The sequence below is a fragment of the Streptomyces sp. NPDC031132 genome (assembly GCF_055570595.1).
Genome location: NZ_JBVIGX010000026.1, coordinates 42,261 through 60,281, shown reverse-complemented (window position 1 = coordinate 60,281; position 18,021 = coordinate 42,261). Strand labels below are relative to the sequence as shown.

General features: G+C 70.5%; 14 protein-coding genes and 1 pseudogene. 7 read left to right on the top strand and 8 right to left on the bottom strand.

Translation table 11 applies throughout. From position 1 onward, the window contains the following. Complete coding sequence (locus ACZ49B_RS29225; RefSeq protein WP_468311566.1) at positions 1-543, bottom strand: DUF2617 family protein; 543 nt, start codon at positions 541-543, stop codon at positions 1-3. Between the two features lie 702 nt (positions 544-1,245). Here ACZ49B_RS29225 and ACZ49B_RS29220 point away from each other — a divergent pair. After that, positions 1,246-2,436, top strand: coding sequence for a pyridoxal phosphate-dependent aminotransferase (locus ACZ49B_RS29220; protein WP_468311564.1), 1,191 nt, complete (start codon positions 1,246-1,248; stop codon positions 2,434-2,436). Between the two features lie 155 nt (positions 2,437-2,591). Beyond that, on the top strand, positions 2,592-3,740 hold the full coding sequence (locus tag ACZ49B_RS29215; protein WP_468311562.1) for a hypothetical protein: 1,149 nt from the start codon (positions 2,592-2,594) through the stop codon (positions 3,738-3,740). 13 nt (positions 3,741-3,753) lie between these two features. On the opposite strand, the gene ACZ49B_RS29210 is transcribed toward ACZ49B_RS29215, so the two are convergent. Next, on the bottom strand, positions 3,754-4,293 hold the full coding sequence (locus ACZ49B_RS29210) for a type III secretion system chaperone family protein (RefSeq protein WP_030299148.1): 540 nt from the start codon (positions 4,291-4,293) through the stop codon (positions 3,754-3,756). Between the two features lie 126 nt (positions 4,294-4,419). Here ACZ49B_RS29210 and ACZ49B_RS29205 point away from each other — a divergent pair, with 126 nt between their 5' ends. After that, positions 4,420-4,923, top strand: coding sequence for a hypothetical protein (locus ACZ49B_RS29205; protein ID WP_468311560.1), 504 nt, complete (start codon positions 4,420-4,422; stop codon positions 4,921-4,923). A gap of 93 nt (positions 4,924-5,016) precedes the next feature. Here the strand turns inward: ACZ49B_RS29205 and clpB are convergent, their stop codons facing one another. Next, positions 5,017-7,617 carry an ATP-dependent chaperone ClpB gene (gene clpB, locus ACZ49B_RS29200; protein WP_468311558.1) on the bottom strand — a complete coding sequence of 867 codons (2,601 nt, stop codon included), beginning with the start codon at positions 7,615-7,617 and terminating at the stop codon, positions 5,017-5,019. A 135-nt stretch (positions 7,618-7,752) separates the two neighbouring features. Between clpB and ACZ49B_RS29195 the strand changes: the two genes are divergently transcribed. Then, the gene (locus tag ACZ49B_RS29195; RefSeq protein WP_468311557.1) at positions 7,753-8,166 is read left to right on the top strand and encodes a pyridoxamine 5'-phosphate oxidase family protein; all 414 of its coding nucleotides are present in this window, start codon (positions 7,753-7,755) and stop codon (positions 8,164-8,166) included. 146 nt (positions 8,167-8,312) lie between these two features. Here the strand turns inward: ACZ49B_RS29195 and ACZ49B_RS29190 are convergent, their stop codons facing one another. After that, positions 8,313-8,627 carry a Rieske (2Fe-2S) protein gene (locus tag ACZ49B_RS29190; protein ID WP_030299141.1) on the bottom strand — a complete coding sequence of 105 codons (315 nt, stop codon included), beginning with the start codon at positions 8,625-8,627 and terminating at the stop codon, positions 8,313-8,315. Positions 8,628-8,953: 326 nt separating this feature from the next. Between ACZ49B_RS29190 and ACZ49B_RS29185 the strand changes: the two genes are divergently transcribed. Further along, the gene (locus tag ACZ49B_RS29185) at positions 8,954-9,967 is read left to right on the top strand and encodes a helix-turn-helix transcriptional regulator (protein ID WP_078987796.1); all 1,014 of its coding nucleotides are present in this window, start codon (positions 8,954-8,956) and stop codon (positions 9,965-9,967) included. A 64-nt stretch (positions 9,968-10,031) separates the two neighbouring features. Here the strand turns inward: ACZ49B_RS29185 and ACZ49B_RS29180 are convergent, their stop codons facing one another. From ACZ49B_RS29180 to dnaK, 4 genes are read right to left on the bottom strand one after another with little or no spacing between them, the layout of a single operon-like run. Beyond that, a complete protein-coding gene (locus ACZ49B_RS29180; protein WP_468311554.1) occupies positions 10,032-10,502 on the bottom strand; it encodes a heat shock protein transcriptional repressor HspR in 471 nt (156 codons plus the stop codon). 1 nt (position 10,503) lies between these two features. Further along, positions 10,504-11,685 (bottom strand): molecular chaperone DnaJ, encoded by a 1,182-nt coding sequence (dnaJ, locus tag ACZ49B_RS29175; RefSeq protein WP_468311552.1) that lies wholly within the window; start codon positions 11,683-11,685, stop codon positions 10,504-10,506. 39 nt (positions 11,686-11,724) lie between these two features. Continuing rightward, entirely contained in the window at positions 11,725-12,396 is a 672-nt protein-coding gene (gene grpE / locus ACZ49B_RS29170) for a nucleotide exchange factor GrpE (protein WP_053789605.1), read from the bottom strand. Beyond that, positions 12,396-14,240, bottom strand: coding sequence for a molecular chaperone DnaK (gene dnaK / locus ACZ49B_RS29165; RefSeq protein ID WP_468311550.1), 1,845 nt, complete (start codon positions 14,238-14,240; stop codon positions 12,396-12,398). The genes grpE and dnaK overlap by 1 nt, the downstream gene beginning before the upstream one ends. A gap of 342 nt (positions 14,241-14,582) precedes the next feature. Here dnaK and ACZ49B_RS29160 point away from each other — a divergent pair, with 342 nt between their 5' ends. Continuing rightward, positions 14,583-15,176 (top strand): sugar transferase, encoded by a 594-nt coding sequence (locus ACZ49B_RS29160; protein WP_468311548.1) that lies wholly within the window; start codon positions 14,583-14,585, stop codon positions 15,174-15,176. Between the two features lie 110 nt (positions 15,177-15,286). After that, positions 15,287-17,494, top strand: a pseudogene (locus tag ACZ49B_RS29155) ((Fe-S)-binding protein); the annotation flags it as partial. Between the last annotated feature and the right edge of the window lie 527 nt (positions 17,495-18,021).

Sequence of the window (18,021 nt, the reverse complement as noted above, 5' to 3'; positions counted from 1 at the left end):
CTACCGCGCGGCGGACTCCAGGGTCCCGGCGGGTGCGCCCGTGCGCACACCGACCCTCGTACGAGTGGCCACCAACTGGCCTTCCTGCGGGTACGCGTGCCAGGTCCGCCAGCGCACCTGGCCCTCGTGGCGCTGCGCGAGCATGGCGGTGAAGGCGTGCGGGCTGCCGGGAAAGGTCCCGGCCAATCCGTTCGGGTGATCCGCGACCAGCGCCAGCAGCTCCTGCGCACGCCCCGCGAAGGAGCCCTGCGACAGGGTCTCGACCCGCGCGGCGAACTCGTACTCCCAGTCCCCCATCCGCTTGGCCACGCCGAGCGGCAGCGGCGTGCTGCTGCCGGGCATGCAGGCGACGGTCTCCGAGCAGAGCACCCTGCCCTCCTCGAGGAGCACCTGGTGCGAGGCGCCGAGCAGGCGCAACTCCACCTTCGCGCCCGCCAGCTCGAGGTTCAGTACGGCCAGGGCGGGCAGCCGCTCCCGACCCAGGGCCCAGGCGAGATCGGCGGCACGCGTGTCGGTGTAGGTGGTCTGGAGGGTCGTGAGCATGAGTCGGCTCCGCAAACGCGCGAGGGAGATGGGCCGGGGCCCGCCAGCGGTAGTCAACGGGTGGGGGGACACCGGCACGGGTCCACAGGAAGTCCAGGGAGGTCCGAGGACTGGTCTACTCAACCGAGGGAATCATGAAAGGCACGGCACTCACAGCGTTTTTACCCAACTTGATTGGGTTTACATCCCCCCGGGGGCTACACAGTTCACGTGTTCAACCCCAGGCGTCCCGCGCGTCGCACCGCGGCGGAGCGGGAAGCCCGAACATGAGGGCGTCCGACGGCAGTTAGCACCGCCGGACGCCCCGACGCACGCGGCGCCAGCTGCCCCGTGTCAGCTGGAACCGCATCCTCCACCGCCGCAGGAGGACGATCCTCCACCGCACGACGAGGAGGAACCGCACGACGAGGAGGAACCGCAGGACGAGCCGCCCCCGCACGAGCTGGACGACCCGCCGCCGTTCGCCCACCACGACGAGCGGGAGCCCGAGCCGGAATCGGCGCCGGTCCAGGCGCGGACCACCTTCCGCACCAGGAGCACGAAGCCCAGGACGACCAGCGCCACGAACCCCAAGACGAAGACAGACATGACACCCAACCCCCGTTCACGTTCTCGCCCCGGTCCCCCGGGGTGTGAAGGGGGGATGCCCGCACGCCACCCGGGCCAAAGCACACTTGAGCAAGTCCAGAGGTTCCCCGCAGGATGGCGCCCATGAGCGCACCCGTGGGCGGCAGCCGCCCCCTCCTGAACCGCCGCCTGGCCTCCTTCGGTACGACGATCTTCGCGGAGATGTCGGCCCTGGCCGCCCGCACCGGGTCGATCAACCTCGGCCAGGGCTTCCCCGACACGGACGGCCCCGCCGAGATCGCCGAGGCCGCCTCCCGCGCCGTGCTCTCGGGCCTGGGCAACCAGTACCCGCCGGGCCCCGGCATCCCCGAGCTGCGCACCGCGATCGCCCGGCACCAGCAGCGGTTCTACGGCCTGGCCCACGACCCCGACACCGAGGTCCTGGTCACCGCCGGCGCGACGGAGGCCATCGCCGCCTCGCTCCTCGCCCTGCTCGAACCGGGCGACGAGGTCATCGCCCTGGAGCCGTACTACGACTCGTACGCGGCCTGCATCGCGATGGCCGGCGCCACCCGCGTGCCGGTCACGCTGCGCCCGGACGCCGGAGCCTTCACGCTCGACCTCGACGAACTGCGCGCCGCGGTCACCCCGCGCACCCGGCTGCTCCTGCTGAACACCCCGCACAACCCGACGGGCACGGTCCTGACCCCGGCCGAGCTCGCGGCGATCGCGGAACTGGCGGTGGAGCGGAACCTCCTCGTCGTCACGGACGAGGTCTACGAACACCTCGTCTTCGAGGGCGCCCACGTCCCGCTGGCCTCGCTGCCCGGCATGCGCGAGCGCACGGTCACCATCAGCTCGGCCGGCAAGACGTTCTCCTTCACCGGCTGGAAGGTCGGCTGGATCACCGCCCCGCCGGAGCTCGTCTCGGCGGTCCGCTCGGCGAAGCAGTTCCTGACGTACGTCTCCTCGGGCCCCTTCCAGTACGCCATCGCCGAGGCCCTGCACCTCCCCGACAGCTACTACGAGGGCTTCCGCGCCGACCTGGCCGCCAAGCGCGACATCCTCGCCGACGGCCTCACGGCGGCCGGCTTCGAGGTCTTCCGCCCCCAGGGCACGTACTTCATCACCACGGACATCACGCCGCTCGGCGAGAAGGACGGCCTCGCGTTCTGCCGCGCCCTCCCGGAACGCTGCGGCGTCGTCGCCATCCCGAACCAGGTCTTCTACGACCACCGGTCCGCAGGAGCCACCCAGGTCCGCTGGGCCTTCTGCAAGAAGACCGAGGTCCTCGAAGAGGCCGCGGACCGCCTGCGGCGGCTCTGACCCGGGGCCCATCAGGGGGACGCCTCGGGGGCGGGCTGATTTCACCGGAGATTCCGGGGGCATTCACGCCTGCGGGCAGGGGGTGGGCTTTAGGGTGCCCGAGGCTCTCCTCGTCGGGATGGGCGTACGCACGCAGCGCGGGAAAGACGGGGTTCATGACGGCGACGGGCAGTGCGTCGGTTTCCGTGCGGCCGCAGGAGCTCCAGACCGGCAGGGCGCCCGCGGCCCTCGTCGCGCTCGGCGTGTTCGCCGCCGTCCGGGCCGGCGGGGCTCTGGTGCTCACCGTCGGGGCCTGGTGGGCCGGGCGGAGCCCCGTCCGCGTGCTCGGGCACTCCTGGGACTCCGTCTGGTACCTCGGCATCGCCGTGCACGGCTACGGCCGCACCCAGATGTGGGCCGGGTCCGGGCTGGTGCAGAGCGACTACGCCTTCTTCCCGCTGTACCCGCTGCTCGTACGGCTGGCGGGAGCCACCCCCTGGGCCGGGCTGCTGGTGGCCTGGAGCGCCGCGGCGGTGGCCGCCGTCGGGGTGTACCGGGTCGGGGAGCTGCTGCTCGGCGAGCGGGTCGGGGTGCTGCTGGTGGCGCTGTGGGCGGCGACCCCGCACGCGGTGGTGCTGACCCTCGCCTACACCGAGCCACTGCTGGCCGCGCTCGCCGCCTGGGCCCTGTACGCCGTACTGCGCGAGCGCTGGCTGTGGGCCACGGGCCTCGCCGTGCTCGCCGGGCTGACCCGCCCGACCGGGATCGCCGTCGGGGCCGCCGTGTCCGCCATGGCCCTGCACGCGCTGCTCGTCCGCGGATCCCGCGCGCCCGAGGTGTGGGCGGCCGCGCTGCTGGCCCCGGCGGGCTGGGCGGCGTACGTCACGGCCGTCGGGATACGCACGGGGGATCCGGCCGGGTACTTCACCGTGCAGCGGCGCTGGGGCTCCCGCTTCGACTTCGGCTCGTACACGACGGGCACCGTCTGGCGGGTGCTGACCGGCGGGCACGTACCGCTCGCCACGGTCGTGACCGTGGCCGTGCTGGCCGCGGCCGGGCTCCTGGCGGTGCTCCTGCTGCTCGACCGGATGCCGCCGGCGCTGCTCGTGTACACGGCCGTACTGCTGCTGATCACCTACGGCGGGGCCGGCTACTTCGAGTCGAAACCGCGCTTCCTGCTGCCGGCGTTCCCACTGCTCCTGCCGGTCTCCGCCGCAATGGCGCGAGCCCGGCCGCGCTCCGCGGTCGTGGTGACCGCGGGGCTGGCCGGGCTCTCGTACGGCTACGGGCTGTACCTGCTGCTCATCGCCCGCGTGCCGCTGTGACGGGTGGCGACGCCTAGGCGTCGTCCCCGTCCTTGTCGTCACCGTCGGTGGAGTCGATCTCCTTCTCCAGTCCGAGCTGCTCCACGAGCCACTTGTCGAACTCGATGGAGGCCCGGACCCAGCTGACCGTGGAGGAAACGAAGTGCTCCAGGCTGACGCCGGTGCCGATCAGCATCTGCGCCTCGCCGATCAGGCGGACGGAGCCGTCGTCGTGCGTGTGGCTGTAGACCTTCGGCCACAGGGTGCGACGGTTCCAGTCGTCGATCGACTCGAGGAGCTGGGGCTTGTCCTCGATCGCGTGCGGACGGTCGTAGAAGGTCCGCACCGAGAAGACCTGCTGCTCGTCCTCGCCGCGGAACATGAAGTACGTACGGAACTCCTCCCACGGCGCCGCGAGGTCACCCTCGTCGTCGACGACGTACTTGAGCTCCATCTGTTCCAGCAGCTGCTTGACCAGATCCTGGTCGGGGACGACGGGGCCCGCCGGTCCTGTGGCCTGCGGATCGGGCTGCTGCCCTCCGAAGTTCGGAATCGAGGCCGGGTCGATGCTCACCGTGATTTCCCTTCGTGCGGATGATGTCATCCTCCCCCATTGCTCCCACCCCCTGTCCACCCCCGCACGTACGATCCGCGCAGGGCGGACAGGAGTAAGCCCTCTATAAGGCCAGGAGGGGGACGGATGGCAGGGCGCAGCGGAATATCGGGCCTCGGGATCGCGGTGCTGGCCGCGCCGCTGGTCTTCGGCATCGGCGGGGCCGTCTGGCTGTGGCTGGCCTTCGACCACTGGGCCGACGCCCCGGACGGCCCCGACACCCGTACGAAGACCAGCTGCGCGCAGGCCCTGCAGTTCGCCCGCGGGAGCCTGCCCGGGGACGCCCGCGACCAGCGGTGCGGGCGCACCGACCGGCCGGACACCACCGTGACCGGATCTTTCCGGATGGACAGGGCCGGGCTGGACGGGTGGCTGACCGCCTCCTTCCCGCAGGCCCAGGAGCACGGGCGCGGCGGGCGTCCGGCGGTCTGCCCGAGGCCGGGTCCGGGGTACGACCCGGAGGCCGGGGACCGGTGCGTCACCGTCGACCATCCCGACGCCGTGCCCGGGCAGGCGACACGGGTGGAGATCAGCGTCGAGCAGCAGGCCGGGTACGACGTCGTGGTGCGGTTCGTCGCGTACCACGGGTGAGGGCCCCGGCCGCGTCGGCGCGGGCGGCCGCGGGCCGGGACCCAAGGCGGCTCCGAAGCTCCCGGGAGCGCCCCGAAGCCGTGTCAGCGCAGCTCAGAGCGCCTTGCCGACGATGAGGTCCTCGCCCGCCACGTCGACCCGTACGGTGTCGCCGTCGCGGACCTCGCCCGCCAGGATCTCCTTGGCCAGGCGGTCGCCGATCGCCGTCTGGATCAGGCGGCGCAGCGGGCGGGCGCCGTACGCCGGGTCGTTGCCCTTGTCCGCCAGCCAGGCCAGGGCGTCGGGGGTGACGTCCAGGGTCAGGCGGCGGTCGGCCAGGCGCTTGGCCAGGCGGCCGATCTGGAGCTCGGCGATGTGGGCCAGCTCGTCCTCGGTCAGCGCCGAGAAGACCACCAGGTCGTCCAGGCGGTTGAGGAACTCCGGCTTGAAGGAGGCCCGCACCACGTCCAGGACCTTGGCCTTCTTGTCCTCCGCCGAGGTCGCCGGGTCCATCAGGAACTGGCTGCCCAGGTTCGAGGTCAGGATCAGGATCGTGTTGCGGAAGTCCACGGTGCGGCCCTGGCCGTCCGTGAGGCGCCCGTCGTCCAGGACCTGGAGCAGGATGTCGAAGACCTCGGGGTGGGCCTTCTCGACCTCGTCCAGGAGCACCACGGAGTACGGGCGGCGGCGGACGGCCTCGGTCAGCTGGCCGCCCTCCTCGTAGCCGACGTAGCCGGGCGGGGCGCCGACCAGGCGGGCCACGGAGTGCTTCTCGCCGTACTCCGACATGTCGATGCGGACCATGGCCCGCTCGTCGTCGAAGAGGAAGTCCGCGAGGGCCTTGGCCAGCTCCGTCTTGCCCACGCCCGTCGGGCCCAGGAAGAGGAACGAGCCGGTCGGGCGGTCCGGGTCCGCGATCCCGGCCCGGGTGCGGCGTACGGCGTCCGAGACGGCCCGTACGGCCTCGCCCTGGCCGATCAGGCGCCGGCCCAGCTCGTCCTCCATGCGCAGCAGCTTCTGCGTCTCGCCCTCCAGCAGGCGGCCCGCCGGGATGCCCGTCCAGGCGCCCACCACGTCCGCGATGTCGTCGGGGCCGACCTCGTCCTTGACCATGGTGTTCTTGGAGGCGCCGGCCTTGGAGGCCTCTTCCTCCTCCTCGGTGGCCTCCGCCAGCTCGCGCTCCAGCGTCGGGATCTCCCCGTAGAGCAGCTTGGAGGCGGTGTCGAAGTCGCCGTCGCGCTGCGCGCGCTCGGCCTGCCCGCGCAGGTCGTCCAGCCGCTCCTTGAGCTCGCCGACGCGGTTGAGGGACTGCTTCTCCTTCTCCCAGCGGGCGGTCAGGCCCCGCAGGTCCTCCTCCCGGTCCGCCAGGTCCTTGCGGATCTTGTCGAGGCGCTCCAGCGAGGCCGGGTCGGACTCGTTCTTCAGCGCCAGCTCCTCCATCCGCAGGCGGTCGACCGAGCGCTGCAGCTCGTCGATCTCCAGCGGCGAGGAGTCGATCTCCATGCGCAGCCGGGACGCGGCCTCGTCGACCAGGTCGATGGCCTTGTCGGGGAGGAAGCGGGAGGTGATGTACCGGTCGGAGAGGGTCGCCGCGGCCACCAGCGCGCTGTCGTTGATGACGACCTTGTGGTGGGCCTCGTAGCGGCCCTTGAGCCCGCGCAGGATCGCGATGGTGTCCTCGACGGACGGCTCGGCGACCAGCACCTGCTGGAAGCGCCGCTCCAGCGCCGGGTCCTTCTCGATCCGCTCGCGGTACTCGTCGAGCGTGGTCGCGCCGACCATGCGCAGCTCGCCGCGGGCCAGCATGGGCTTGAGCATGTTGCCCGCGTCCATGGCCGAATCCCCGCCGGCGCCCGCGCCGACGACGGTGTGCAGCTCGTCGATGAAGGTGATGATCTGGCCCTCGCTGGACTTGATCTCGGCGAGGACCGTCTTCAGCCGCTCCTCGAACTCGCCGCGGTACTTCGCGCCCGCGACCATCGCGCCGAGGTCGAGGGAGACCAGCCGCTTGTTCTTCAGGGACTCGGGGACGTCGCCCTTCACGATGCGCTGCGCGAGGCCCTCGACGACGGCCGTCTTGCCGACGCCGGGCTCGCCGATGAGCACCGGGTTGTTCTTCGTACGGCGCGACAGGACCTGGACGACGCGCCGGATCTCCTGGTCGCGGCCGATGACCGGGTCGAGCTTGCCCTCACGCGCGGCCGCCGTGAAGTCCGTGCCGAACTTCTCGAGGGCCTTGTACTGGCCCTCGGGGTCGGGGGTGGTCACCCGCCGTCCTCCTCGTGCGTTCTCGAAGGCGTCCAGCAGCTTCTTCGCCGTCGCGCCCTGGGTGGAAAGGACCTCACCGGCCGCGCCGCCCTTGGCGGCGATCGCGATGAGGAGGTGTTCGGTGGAGAGGTACTCGTCGCCGAGCTTGCCGGCCTCCTGGTCGGCCTCGGCGAGTACGGCGAGCAGCTCACGGGTGGGCTGCGGGGGTGCGACCGTGGAGCCCGTGACGCTGGGCAGGGCCGCCAGCAGCCGCTCGGCGCCGTTGCGCACCGCGGCCTGGTCGGCCTCCGCGGCCGCGAGGAGGTCGGTGATGTTCTCGTTGTCCTCGCCGGCGAGCAGGGCCAGCAGCAGGTGCGCCGGGGTCAGATCCGCGTGGCCGTCCTTCACGGCCCGGCTGGTGGCCGCGTTCAGCGCGTCCCGACTCTTGTTGGTCAGCTCGGCATCCACGTGCGACTTCTCCTCTCAGACGGGTCAGACAGGTCTCGGAAGGCTCGAGTCTCGTGCTTTGAGTATGTCAGCGTACGCAAAGTTGAGTCTATTCCACTCAAGGCTGAGATCGTACCCGCGTCGTACCCTCAGCCCATGGCTCTTGACGTACTCAACCCGACGCCCGAGTACCTCGCCTTCTGGCGGGAGAAGCACGTCTGCACGCTGACCACCCCGCGCCCCGACGGGACCCCGCACGTGGTACCGGTGGGTGTCACGTACGACCCGGAGGCCGGCCTGGCCCGGGTGATCAGCAACAAGAACAGCAAGAAGATCCGCAACGTGCTGGCGGCCCAGGCGACGGAGCAGGGCCCGGCCCGGGTGGCGGTGTGCCAGATGGCGGGGCGCCGCTGGGCGACCCTGGAGGGCCACGCGGTGATCCGTACGGACGAGGCGTCGGTCGCCGAGGCGGTGGCGCGGTACGCGGACCGCTACGGGCGCACGCCCTCGCCCAACCCGGACCGGGTCGTCATGGAGATCACCCTCGACCGGGCGATGGGCCGCGCCTGAACCCGGCGCAGACAAGTTCAGCTTTCACCTTGTCCGGTTCAAGCACTGGACGCGGACATCACAACGGCGCCATCGTGGTCAGGTCCACGATGGCGCCGTTGTGTGGGGGAGCACCTGGAGCGATCTGCAACGACGGGGGAATCGCTTCAGGCACTGCGGGGGGTGGCGGTGGTGATATCGGGTTCGAAGAGCTGGTGGTCGCGCTGATCAAGGTTGACGAAGACCATTCCGTAGCGCACCTCGCAGCGGACGGGCTGCGGCGCGCCGCGGGGGCGGCGCAGGCACCGGTACGCCCGGACGTCCTCGTCCTCCTCGCGCGTGATGACGATGGGCTGTCCGAACAGGGTGACCATCAACGAGTCGCCAGGGTGGGGGATGGCCGTGGCGAGGTCGATGAACTGCCAGCCGGAGCGGTAGGCAGAGGCCATTTCGCGACGGAATCCGCGGTCGTCGGGGGTCATACCGCGGTCTCCACAGCAAGGGTGTCGGCATCGGAGTCGACGGGGGCCGAGCGCCATCCGCTGTCCATCGGTGCCGCGCGCCATCCGCTGTCCTCGAGCGGCGCCGCCTGGAGGCCTGCGGCACCCCCTTCGGCGCCCCCCAGGGTGACCCCGGCAAGTCCCAGACCGGCCACAGCCGAGAAGATGACGGTGGCAAGCGCCGAGCGAAGCATTCTCTTGTTCATGGTCGGCTTCGTCCTCACTTGATGAAATCCTCTCCCCCGCCTGTCAGACGATGGCTCATTCAGGCACATCACTGCCACAGGGACGATGCATCATGTTCTTGCATGTTCAGGACCCTGGGGGGTGGAGATTTGACCATAAACAGAACAAAAGCGACACATCCCCACTCGGTCACGGAGCTGTGCAGCGAGGGGGCACGGCTCTACACGAGCGCGCTGCGGACCGGACGTATCGCACGTGGGGATGTCAAAACGGCACCCTGTTTGCTCGATCTGGCGTTGTTGCAGCCAGATCCTGATGACGCCAATTCGCTCCGTCCGGTTCCACCGGCGGTGGCACTCGCACAGCGGCTGCATCCGATCGAACGGGAGATCCGCGACAGGCGCCGGGATTCTCTCGAACTGTCCGAAGCTTTCGAGCCGTTTCTCGCCATCAGTGCACAGAATCCGGCAAGCACCCACGCCATCACCGTGCTCGAAGGCTTCGACCCCATCAACGCGGCCCTCAACCTCGCCACCGCCGAGTGCCACACCGAGATGCTGACCATCCAGCCCGGCGGTGCCCGCCCCAGCCTCGAGCTCACGGAGGCCCTGGAGCGCGACCAGCCGCTGACCGACCGCGGTGTCCGGATCCGGACCCTCTACCAGCACACCGTCCGGCACAGCCGCGGCACGCTCGCGTACGTCGACCTCCTCAAGGCGGGCAAGGTCGAGGTGCGCACGCTGGAGGAGCTCTTCGAGCGCCTCATCATCTTCGACCGGACCGTCGCCTTCATCCCGGCCAGCGACGACCGCCAGGTCGCCCTGGAGCTGCGCCACCCGGGGCTGGTCGACTACCTCATCAAGGTGTTCGAGCAGCTGTGGCACCGCGCCGTGCCGCTCCAGGAGGAAGTCACGTACCAGCACACCCGCGGCGGCATCTCGGGCGTGCAGCGCACCATCGCGCAGCTCCTCATCGAGGGCCACGTCGACGAGGCCATCGCCCGCCGGCTGGGCATGAACGTACGGACCTGCCGCGCGCACATCGCGAAGCTCGCCAGCACCCTCGGCAGCGGCAGCCGCGCCCAACTCGGCTTCCTCATCGCCCGCTCCGGGATCCTCGAGGACGAGGGCGACTGAAGCGCACCGGAACGCACAGGCCCCGCCCGGGGAACCGGGCGGGGCCTGTGCGTTCGGTCGCTCGTCAGTCGCCCTGGCGCTTCGGCGCGGGGCGCCAGACGACCAGGGCGTTGCCCGCCACCGGCGGCTGGTACTTGACCAGATCTCGCCGGTACGAGGCGTGCACCTGCGCCTCGCGCTGCTGGAGCACGGCCGCCGCGCCGTCCACCGCCGCCGAGAGCTCGGCCACGCGTTGCTGGAGCGCCGTGACCTGGTTCTCCAGCTCGATGATCCGCTTGATGCCGGCCAGGTTGATGCCCTCGTCCTGGGACAGCGTCTGCACCGTGCGGAGCAGTTCGATGTCGCGGGCCGAGTAGCGCCGGCCGCGGCCGGCCGTCCGGTCCGGGGAGACCAGGCCGAGGCGGTCGTACTGGCGCAGGGTCTGCGGATGCAGGCCCGAGAGCTGGGCGGCCACCGAGATCACGTAGACCGGGGTCTCGTCGGTCAGTTCGTACGCCCCGTTGCCGAACCGGGGCGGGCGGCGGCGGCCGTCCATGTCATGCTCCCTTCGCGGACTCGAACAGCACGGCGCGCGGGTCCTCCGACTCCGTCGCGTCGCGGTACATCTCCAGCGCCTCGCGGGCCTTGTCCGACAGCGTGGCCGGAACCGAGACCTCCACCGTCACCAGCAGGTCCCCGCGGGTGCCGTCCTTGCGGACCGCTCCCTTGCCGCGGGCGCGCATCGTGCGCCCGCTGGGGGTGCCCGGCGGGAGCTTGAGCGTCACCGAGGGGCCGTTCAGGGTCGGGACCTTGATGTCGGCGCCCAGGGCGGCCTCGGCGATCGTCACCGGGACGGTGACCGTCAGGTTGTCGTCCTTGCGGCCGAACACCGGGTGGCCGTCCACGTGGACGACCACGTAGAGGTCGCCGGCGGGACCGCCGCGCTCGCCCGGAGCGCCCTTGCCGCGCAGCCGGATCCGCTGGTTGTCGGAGACGCCCGCCGGGATCCGGACCTGCATGGTGCGGGAGGACTTGGCCCGCCCGCTGCCCTTGCAGACGTCGCAGGGGGTCTCCGCGATCAGGCCGCGGCCCTTGCAGTCGGCGCAGGGGTCGGTCAGCGAGAAGCCGCCGCCGCTGCCCCGCGAGACCTGGCCGGTGCCGACGCAGGTCGGGCACACGCGCGGCGTGCCGTTCTTGTCGCCGGTGCCCGAACAGGCCTTGCAGGGCGCCTGGGAGGACATCCGGAGCGGGACCGTGGCCCCGTCCACCGCCTCCGTGAAGGAGAGGGTGACCTCCGACTCGATGTCCTGGCCGCGGCGCGGCTGGACCCGCGTCCCGGGGCCCGCGCCGCCGCGGTTGAACAGTCCGCCGAAGACGTCGCCCAGACCGCCGCCGCCGAAGCCGCCGCCCGCGCCGCCACCCGGCTGGGTACCGCCGAAGAGGTCGCCCAGGTCGAAGTTGAACGAGCCGCCCCCGCCCGGACCGGGGCGGAAGCCCCCGTTGCCGAACAGGGCGCGGGCCTCGTCGTACTCCTTGCGCTTCTTGGCGTCGCCGAGGATGTCGTTCGCCTCGGAGATCTCCTTGAAGCGCTCCTCGGCCGAGGCGTCGCCCTTGTTGGCGTCCGGGTGGAACTCGCGCGCGAGCTTCCGGTACGCCTTCTTGATCTCGGCCTCGGTGGCGTCCTTCGGGACACCGAGGACCTTGTAGTAGTCCTTCTCGACGAAGTCCTTCGTGCTCATCCCCGGTGTCCCTCCTCTCGTACCTCTACGGTTGCTGCGTCAGCCCTTGTCGGGGGCATCCGCGTCCTTGTCCGAAGGCGTGTCGCCGTCCGCGGACTCGGACTTGGGGGCCGCCCCGGGCTGGGGCTCGGCCACCGCGACCCGCGCGGGGCGGATCGTACGCTCGCCGATCCGGTACCCCGGCTGCAGGATCGCCACGCAGGTCGTCTCGGTGACGTCCGGTGCGTACGAGTGCATCAGGGCCTCGTGGATCGTCGGGTCGAAGGGCTCGCCCTCCTTGCCGAACTGCTGCAGCCCCATCTTGGCCGCGGCGGTCTCCAGCGATTCGGCCACCGACTTGAAGCCGCCGACCAGCTCGCCATGGTCCCGCGCCCGGCCGATGTCGTCCAGGGTCGGGAGCAGTTCCGTCAGCAGGGACGCGACCGCGATCTCCTTGACGGCGATCCGGTCCCGCTCCACCCGGCGGCGGTAGTTCTGGTACTCCGCCTGGAGCCGCTGGAGGTCCGCGGTGCGCTCGCCGAGCGCGGTACGGGCCTGGTCCAGCTGCGCCAGCAGAGCCGTCTCCTGAGCGGACGGTGCTCCGGAGTCCCCGGCCGGGGCCGCGGCCTCCTCCTCGGAGGAAGCTGCGGCCTTCGGCTCGGCGGCGTCGTCAGGCGTGGCGCCGGCGGGGACTTCGGGCTTCTCGTCGAAACCCGGGGTCTCCTCCGACATCAGGCAGCGCCGCCCTTCGGCTTGTCCTCGTCCACGATCTCGGCGTCGACGACGTCGTCCTCGGGCTTGGCCTGCTGGCCCTCACCGGCACCGGCTGCGCCCGAGGCGGCCTGCGCGTCGGCGTAGATGGCCTGGCCGAGCTTCTGGCTGACCGCGGCGAGCTTCTCGGTCGCGGTGCGGATCGCGGCCGTGTCCTCGCCCTTGAGGGTCTCCTTCAGCTCGGAGACGGCGGCCTCGACCTCGGTCTTGACCTCGGCCGGGACCTTGTCCTCGTTGTCCTTGACGAACTTCTCCGTCTGGTAGACGAGCTGCTCGCCCTGGTTGCGGGACTCGGCGGCCTCGCGGCGGCGGTGGTCCTCCTCCGCGTACTGCTCGGCCTCCTGGCGCATGCGGTCGACCTCGTCCTTGCCGAGCGAGGAGCCGCCGGTGACGGTCATCTTCTGCTCCTTGCCCGTGCCAAGGTCCTTGGCCGTGACGTGCATGATGCCGTTCGCGTCGATGTCGAAGGAGACCTCGATCTGCGGGACGCCGCGCGGGGCCGGCGGCAGGCCCGTCAGCTCGAACATGCCGAGCTTCTTGTTGTACGCCGCGATCTCGCGCTCACCCTGGTAGACCTGGATCTGCACGGACGGCTGGTTGTCCTCGGCCGTCGTGAAGATCTCGGACCGCTTGGTCGGGATCGTGGTGTTGCGCTCGATCAGCTTGGTCATGATGCCGCCCTTGGTCTCGATGCCGAGGGACAGCGGGGTCACGTCGAGGAGCAGGACGTCCTTGACCTCACCCTTGAGGACACCGGCCTGGAGGGTGGCGCCGATGGCGACGACCTCGTCCGGGTTGACGCCCTTGTTGGCGTCCTGACCGCCGGTGAGCTCCTTGACGAGCTCGGCGACGGCCGGCATGCGGGTGGAGCCGCCGACCAGGACCACGTGGTCGATCTCGGACAGCTGGATGCCGGCGTCCTTGATGACGTTGTGGAACGGGGTCTTGCAGCGGTCGAGCAGGTCCGCGGTCAGCTGCTGGAACTGCGAGCGCGTGAGCTTCTCGTCCAGGTGCAGCGGGCCCTCGGCGGACGCCGTGATGTAAGGCAGGTTGATCGTGGTCTCCGTGGAGGAGGACAGCTCGATCTTCGCCTTCTCGGCGGCCTCGCGCAGACGCTGCAGGGCCATCTTGTCCTTGGACAGGTCGACGCCGTGGCCGTTGGCGAACTGCTTCACCAGGTAGTCGACGACGCGCTGGTCCCAGTCGTCACCACCGAGGTGGTTGTCACCGTTGGTGGCCTTGACCTCGACGACGCCGTCGCCGATCTCGAGGAGCGACACGTCGAAGGTGCCGCCACCGAGGTCGAAGACGAGGATGGTCTGGTCGTCCTTGTCCAGGCCGTAGGCCAGGGCGGCGGCGGTCGGCTCGTTGACGATGCGCAGGACGTTCAGACCCGCGATCTCACCGGCTTCCTTCGTCGCCTGACGCTCGGAGTCGTTGAAGTAGGCCGGGACGGTGATGACCGCGTCCGTGACCTTCTCACCCAGGTAGGCCTCGGCGTCGCGCTTCAGCTTCTGCAGGATGAAGGCGCTCATCTGCTGCGGGTTGAAGTCCTTGCCATCCAGGTTGATCTTCCAGTCAGTGCCCATGTGGCGCTTGACGGAGCGGATGGTCCGGTCCACGTTCGTGACCGCCTGGCGCTTGGCCACCTCGCCGACGAGGACCTCGCCGTTCTTGGCGAAGGCGACGACGGACGGCGTGGTCCTGGCGCCCTCGGCGTTGGTGATGACGGTGGGCTCGCCGCCTTCGAGAACGCTGACGACGGAGTTAGTGGTGCCCAGGTCGATGCCGACCGCACGTGCCATTTTGATTTCCTCCAGCTGACTTGAGTGGAACAGACTCAACCATGCCGTAACGCCGCGCCGACGTCAACAGAGGTGAGCCGAGGGGGCTCAACTTTTATCCCGGTCTTACGCTCACACGGGGCGCCCGGGCGGCGACGCGCAGCGGCAGAACGCCCGGCCGCAGCGGCTCCACCTGCGGAAACGCCCCCTGCGGCGGCCGGCCGGTACGCGCTCCAGGACCACTCGAAGCCGACCGAGCGGCAGCCGGTGGCGACCCCGGCGCGGGGGGCCGAGCGGGCGATGCTCGGCCGGTCCACTGCGCGGCACCGCGGAAACCGCCGGAGGCGCATGCAGGGTGCCCCCATGCCGCTGCCGCCGCTCACGCTCCCCCCGATCCGGCGCCCCGTGCGGCGGCGAACCGCGACTCCACGCCCGTTCGCGTTCCCGTACCGCCCGGCCCTCCCGGCGAAGCGGGTGGTCGACCTCCTCGGGGCCGTGGTGCTGCTCGGGCTGTTCGCGGTGCCGCTGCTGGTCGTCGCCGCCCTGCTGTACGCAACGCAGGGCGGCCGGGTCTTCGTACGGGAGCCGGCGGCCGGGCTGGCCGGACGGCCGTTCCGGACCTGGCGGCTGCGCACGGACGCGGCGGGGCGGCTCGGCGCGGCCGTGGAGCGGTGCGCCCTGGACGGGGTCCCGCAAGTGCTGAACGTGCTCCGCGGCGAGATGTCGCTGGTCGGGCCGCGGGCGGAGCCGCGTACGGACCGGGCCGACCGGCTCTTCGTACGGCCCGGAATGACCGGTTTGTGGCAGGTCGGCGCACGATCCGACCTCCCCTGGGAGGAGATGGCCCTGCTGGACCGGCACTATGTGGAGAGCCATTGGCTGGGGATGGATCTCGCGATCCTGGCTCAGACCCCTCGGGCGGCCTACCGACAGCGGTGCCGACAGAGGCATGCCTGAGCGACACAGATCACCGCACGCCCACCTACATTGCAGCGCGGAGAATGGGTAACCTCAAGCCTTGACTCAATAAGTTACCGCTTAGTAAGTCCCGCCCGAGGAGCCCTCCCATGCAACTCGCCGCGATCATCGTGTCGCTGGTCCTGACCGTGGTCGGCGTCGCGCTGCTCGCCCGAGCCGTGGCGCAGATCTACCGGTTCGTGAAGCTCGGACAACCCGTACCGGCAGGCAGCCGTACGGACGCCCCGAAGGCACGAACGCTCACCCTCGTCCGGGAGTTCCTCGGCCACAGCCGGATGAACCGCTGGGGCATCGTCGGCTTCGCGCACTGGTTCGTCGCGATCGGCTTCCTGACGCTGCCGCCGACGCTGGTCCAGGCGTACGGCCAGCTCTTCCAGGCCGACTGGACGCTCCCGATCATCGGCGGCTTCCTGCCGTTCGAGCTCTACATCGAGTTCATCGGCATCATGACGATCCTCGGCATCGCCGTGCTGATCGCCATCCGCCTGCTGTCGCTGCCCTCCCGGGCGGGCCGCAAGTCGCGCTTCACGGGCTCCAAGGCCTGGCAGGCGTACTTCGTCGAGTACGTGATCCTCACCATCGGCCTCGCGATCCTCACGCTGCGCGGCCTCGAGGGCGCGATCCACCACGTGGACTCGTACGAGCCGGCGTACTTCGCCTCGTACCCGCTGGTCCTGGCGTTCAAGAGCCTCTCGCTCGGCACCCTGCAGAACGCGATCTACTTCACCGCGATGATCAAGATCGGCGTCTCGCTGATCTGGATGATCGTCGTCTCGCTCAACACCAACATGGGTGTGGCCTGGCACCGCTTCCTCGGCTTCCCGAACATCTGGTTCAAGCGCAACGCCGACGGCGCGACCGCGCTGGGCGCGCTCCAGCCGATGACGAGCGGCGGCAAGGAGATCGACTTCGAGGAGCCGGGCGAGGACGACGTCTTCGGCGTCTCCCAGGTCGAGCAGTTCTCCTGGAAGGGCATCCTCGACTTCTCCACGTGCACGGAGTGCGGCCGCTGCCAGTCGCAGTGCCCGGCCTGGAACACCGGCAAGCCCCTGTCGCCGAAGCTCCTGATCATGTCGCTGCGCGACCACGCGCACGCCAAGGCCCCGTACCTGCTCGCCGGCGGCGGCAAGGACATGGAGGGCAACGAGAAGGCGACGGCGGAGCAGCTGGCGAACGTCCCGGCGGCGGCGCTGGCGGAGGCGGAGCGCCCGCTCATCGGCACGGCCGAGGAGAACGGCGTCATCGACCCGGACGTCCTGTGGTCCTGCACGACGTGCGGTGCGTGCGTGGAGCAGTGCCCGGTCGACATCGAGCACATCGACCACATCGTCGACATGCGGCGCTACCAGGTGATGATCGAGAGCGCGTTCCCGTCGGAGGCGGGCACGATGCTCAAGAACCTGGAGAAGAAGGGCAACCCCTGGGGTCTGGCCAAGAAGCAGCGCGTGGAGTGGACCAAGGAGGTCGACTTCGAGGTCCCGATCGTCGGCAAGGACGCCGAGGACCTCTCCGAGTACGACTACCTGTACTGGGTCGGCTGCGCGGGCGCTCTCGAGGACCGCGCGAAGAAGACGACGAAGGCCTTCGCCGAGCTGCTGAACATCGCGGGCGTCAAGTTCGCGATCATGGGCGGCGACGAGAAGTGCACCGGTGACTCCCCGCGCCGCCTGGGCAACGAGCCGCTGTTCCAGCAGCTGGCCCAGGAGAACGTGGCCATGCTGAACATGGCCTTCGGCGAGGACGACGACGACCCGGAGACGAAGAAGCCGAAGTCGGCGAAGCGCATCGTCTCCACCTGCCCGCACTGCTTCAACACCATCGCGAACGAGTACCCGCAGCTGGGCGGCGAGTACGAGGTCATCCACCACACGCAGCTGCTCCAGCACCTGATCGACGAGGGCCGGCTGACGCCGGTCACGCCGGTGGACGGCCTGATCACGTACCACGACCCCTGCTACCTGGGTCGGCACAACAAGGTCTACACGCCGCCGCGCGAGATCATGTCGGCCGTGCCGGGGCTGCGCCAGCAGGAGATGCACCGCCACAAGGAGCGGGGCTTCTGCTGCGGCGCCGGTGGCGCGCGGATGTGGATGGAAGAGCGGATCGGCAAGCGCATCAACAACGAGCGCGTCGACGAGGCCCTGTCCCTGAACCCGGACATCGTCTCGACGGCCTGCCCGTTCTGCCTGGTGATGCTGACGGACTCGGTGAACGGCAAGAAGAACGACGGCCAGGCGAAGGAATCCGTCCAGGTCGTCGACGTGGCCCAGCTCCTGCTCGAGTCGGTGAAGGCTCCGGCCCCGACGGAGGCGGAACTGGCGGCGGAGGCCGAGGCGCTGGCCGCTGAGCAGGCGGAGGCCGAGGCTGCTGCGAAGGCCAAGGCGAAGGCGGAAGCCGAGGCTGCTGCTGCCGCGAAGGCGGAAGCCGAGGCGGAGGCTGCGGCCGCCGCAGAGGCGGAGGCTGCTGCGAAGGCCGAGGCCGAGGCTGAGGCCGTCGAGGCCAAGGCGGAGGACGAGGCCAAGGCGGACGCGGGAGCCGAGGCTCCGGCGGAAAGCGACGCCGAAGCCGAGGCAGAGCCCGAAGCTGCGGCAAAGGCCGAGGCCGAGCCGGAGGCCACCGCGAAGGCGGAGGCGAAGGCCGAGACGGCCGCTGCGGCCGTCGCAACGCCGGAGGCCGCTGCAGAGGCGCAGGCCGGAGCCGAGCCGGAGGCTGCCGCCGAGGCGGAAGCCTCGGTCGAGGCCCAGGCCGAGGCGAAGCCGGAAGCAGAGGCCGCCGAGGCCGAGCCGAAGGCTTCGGCCGAAGGCGGCAGCGCCAAGTAGCCCGT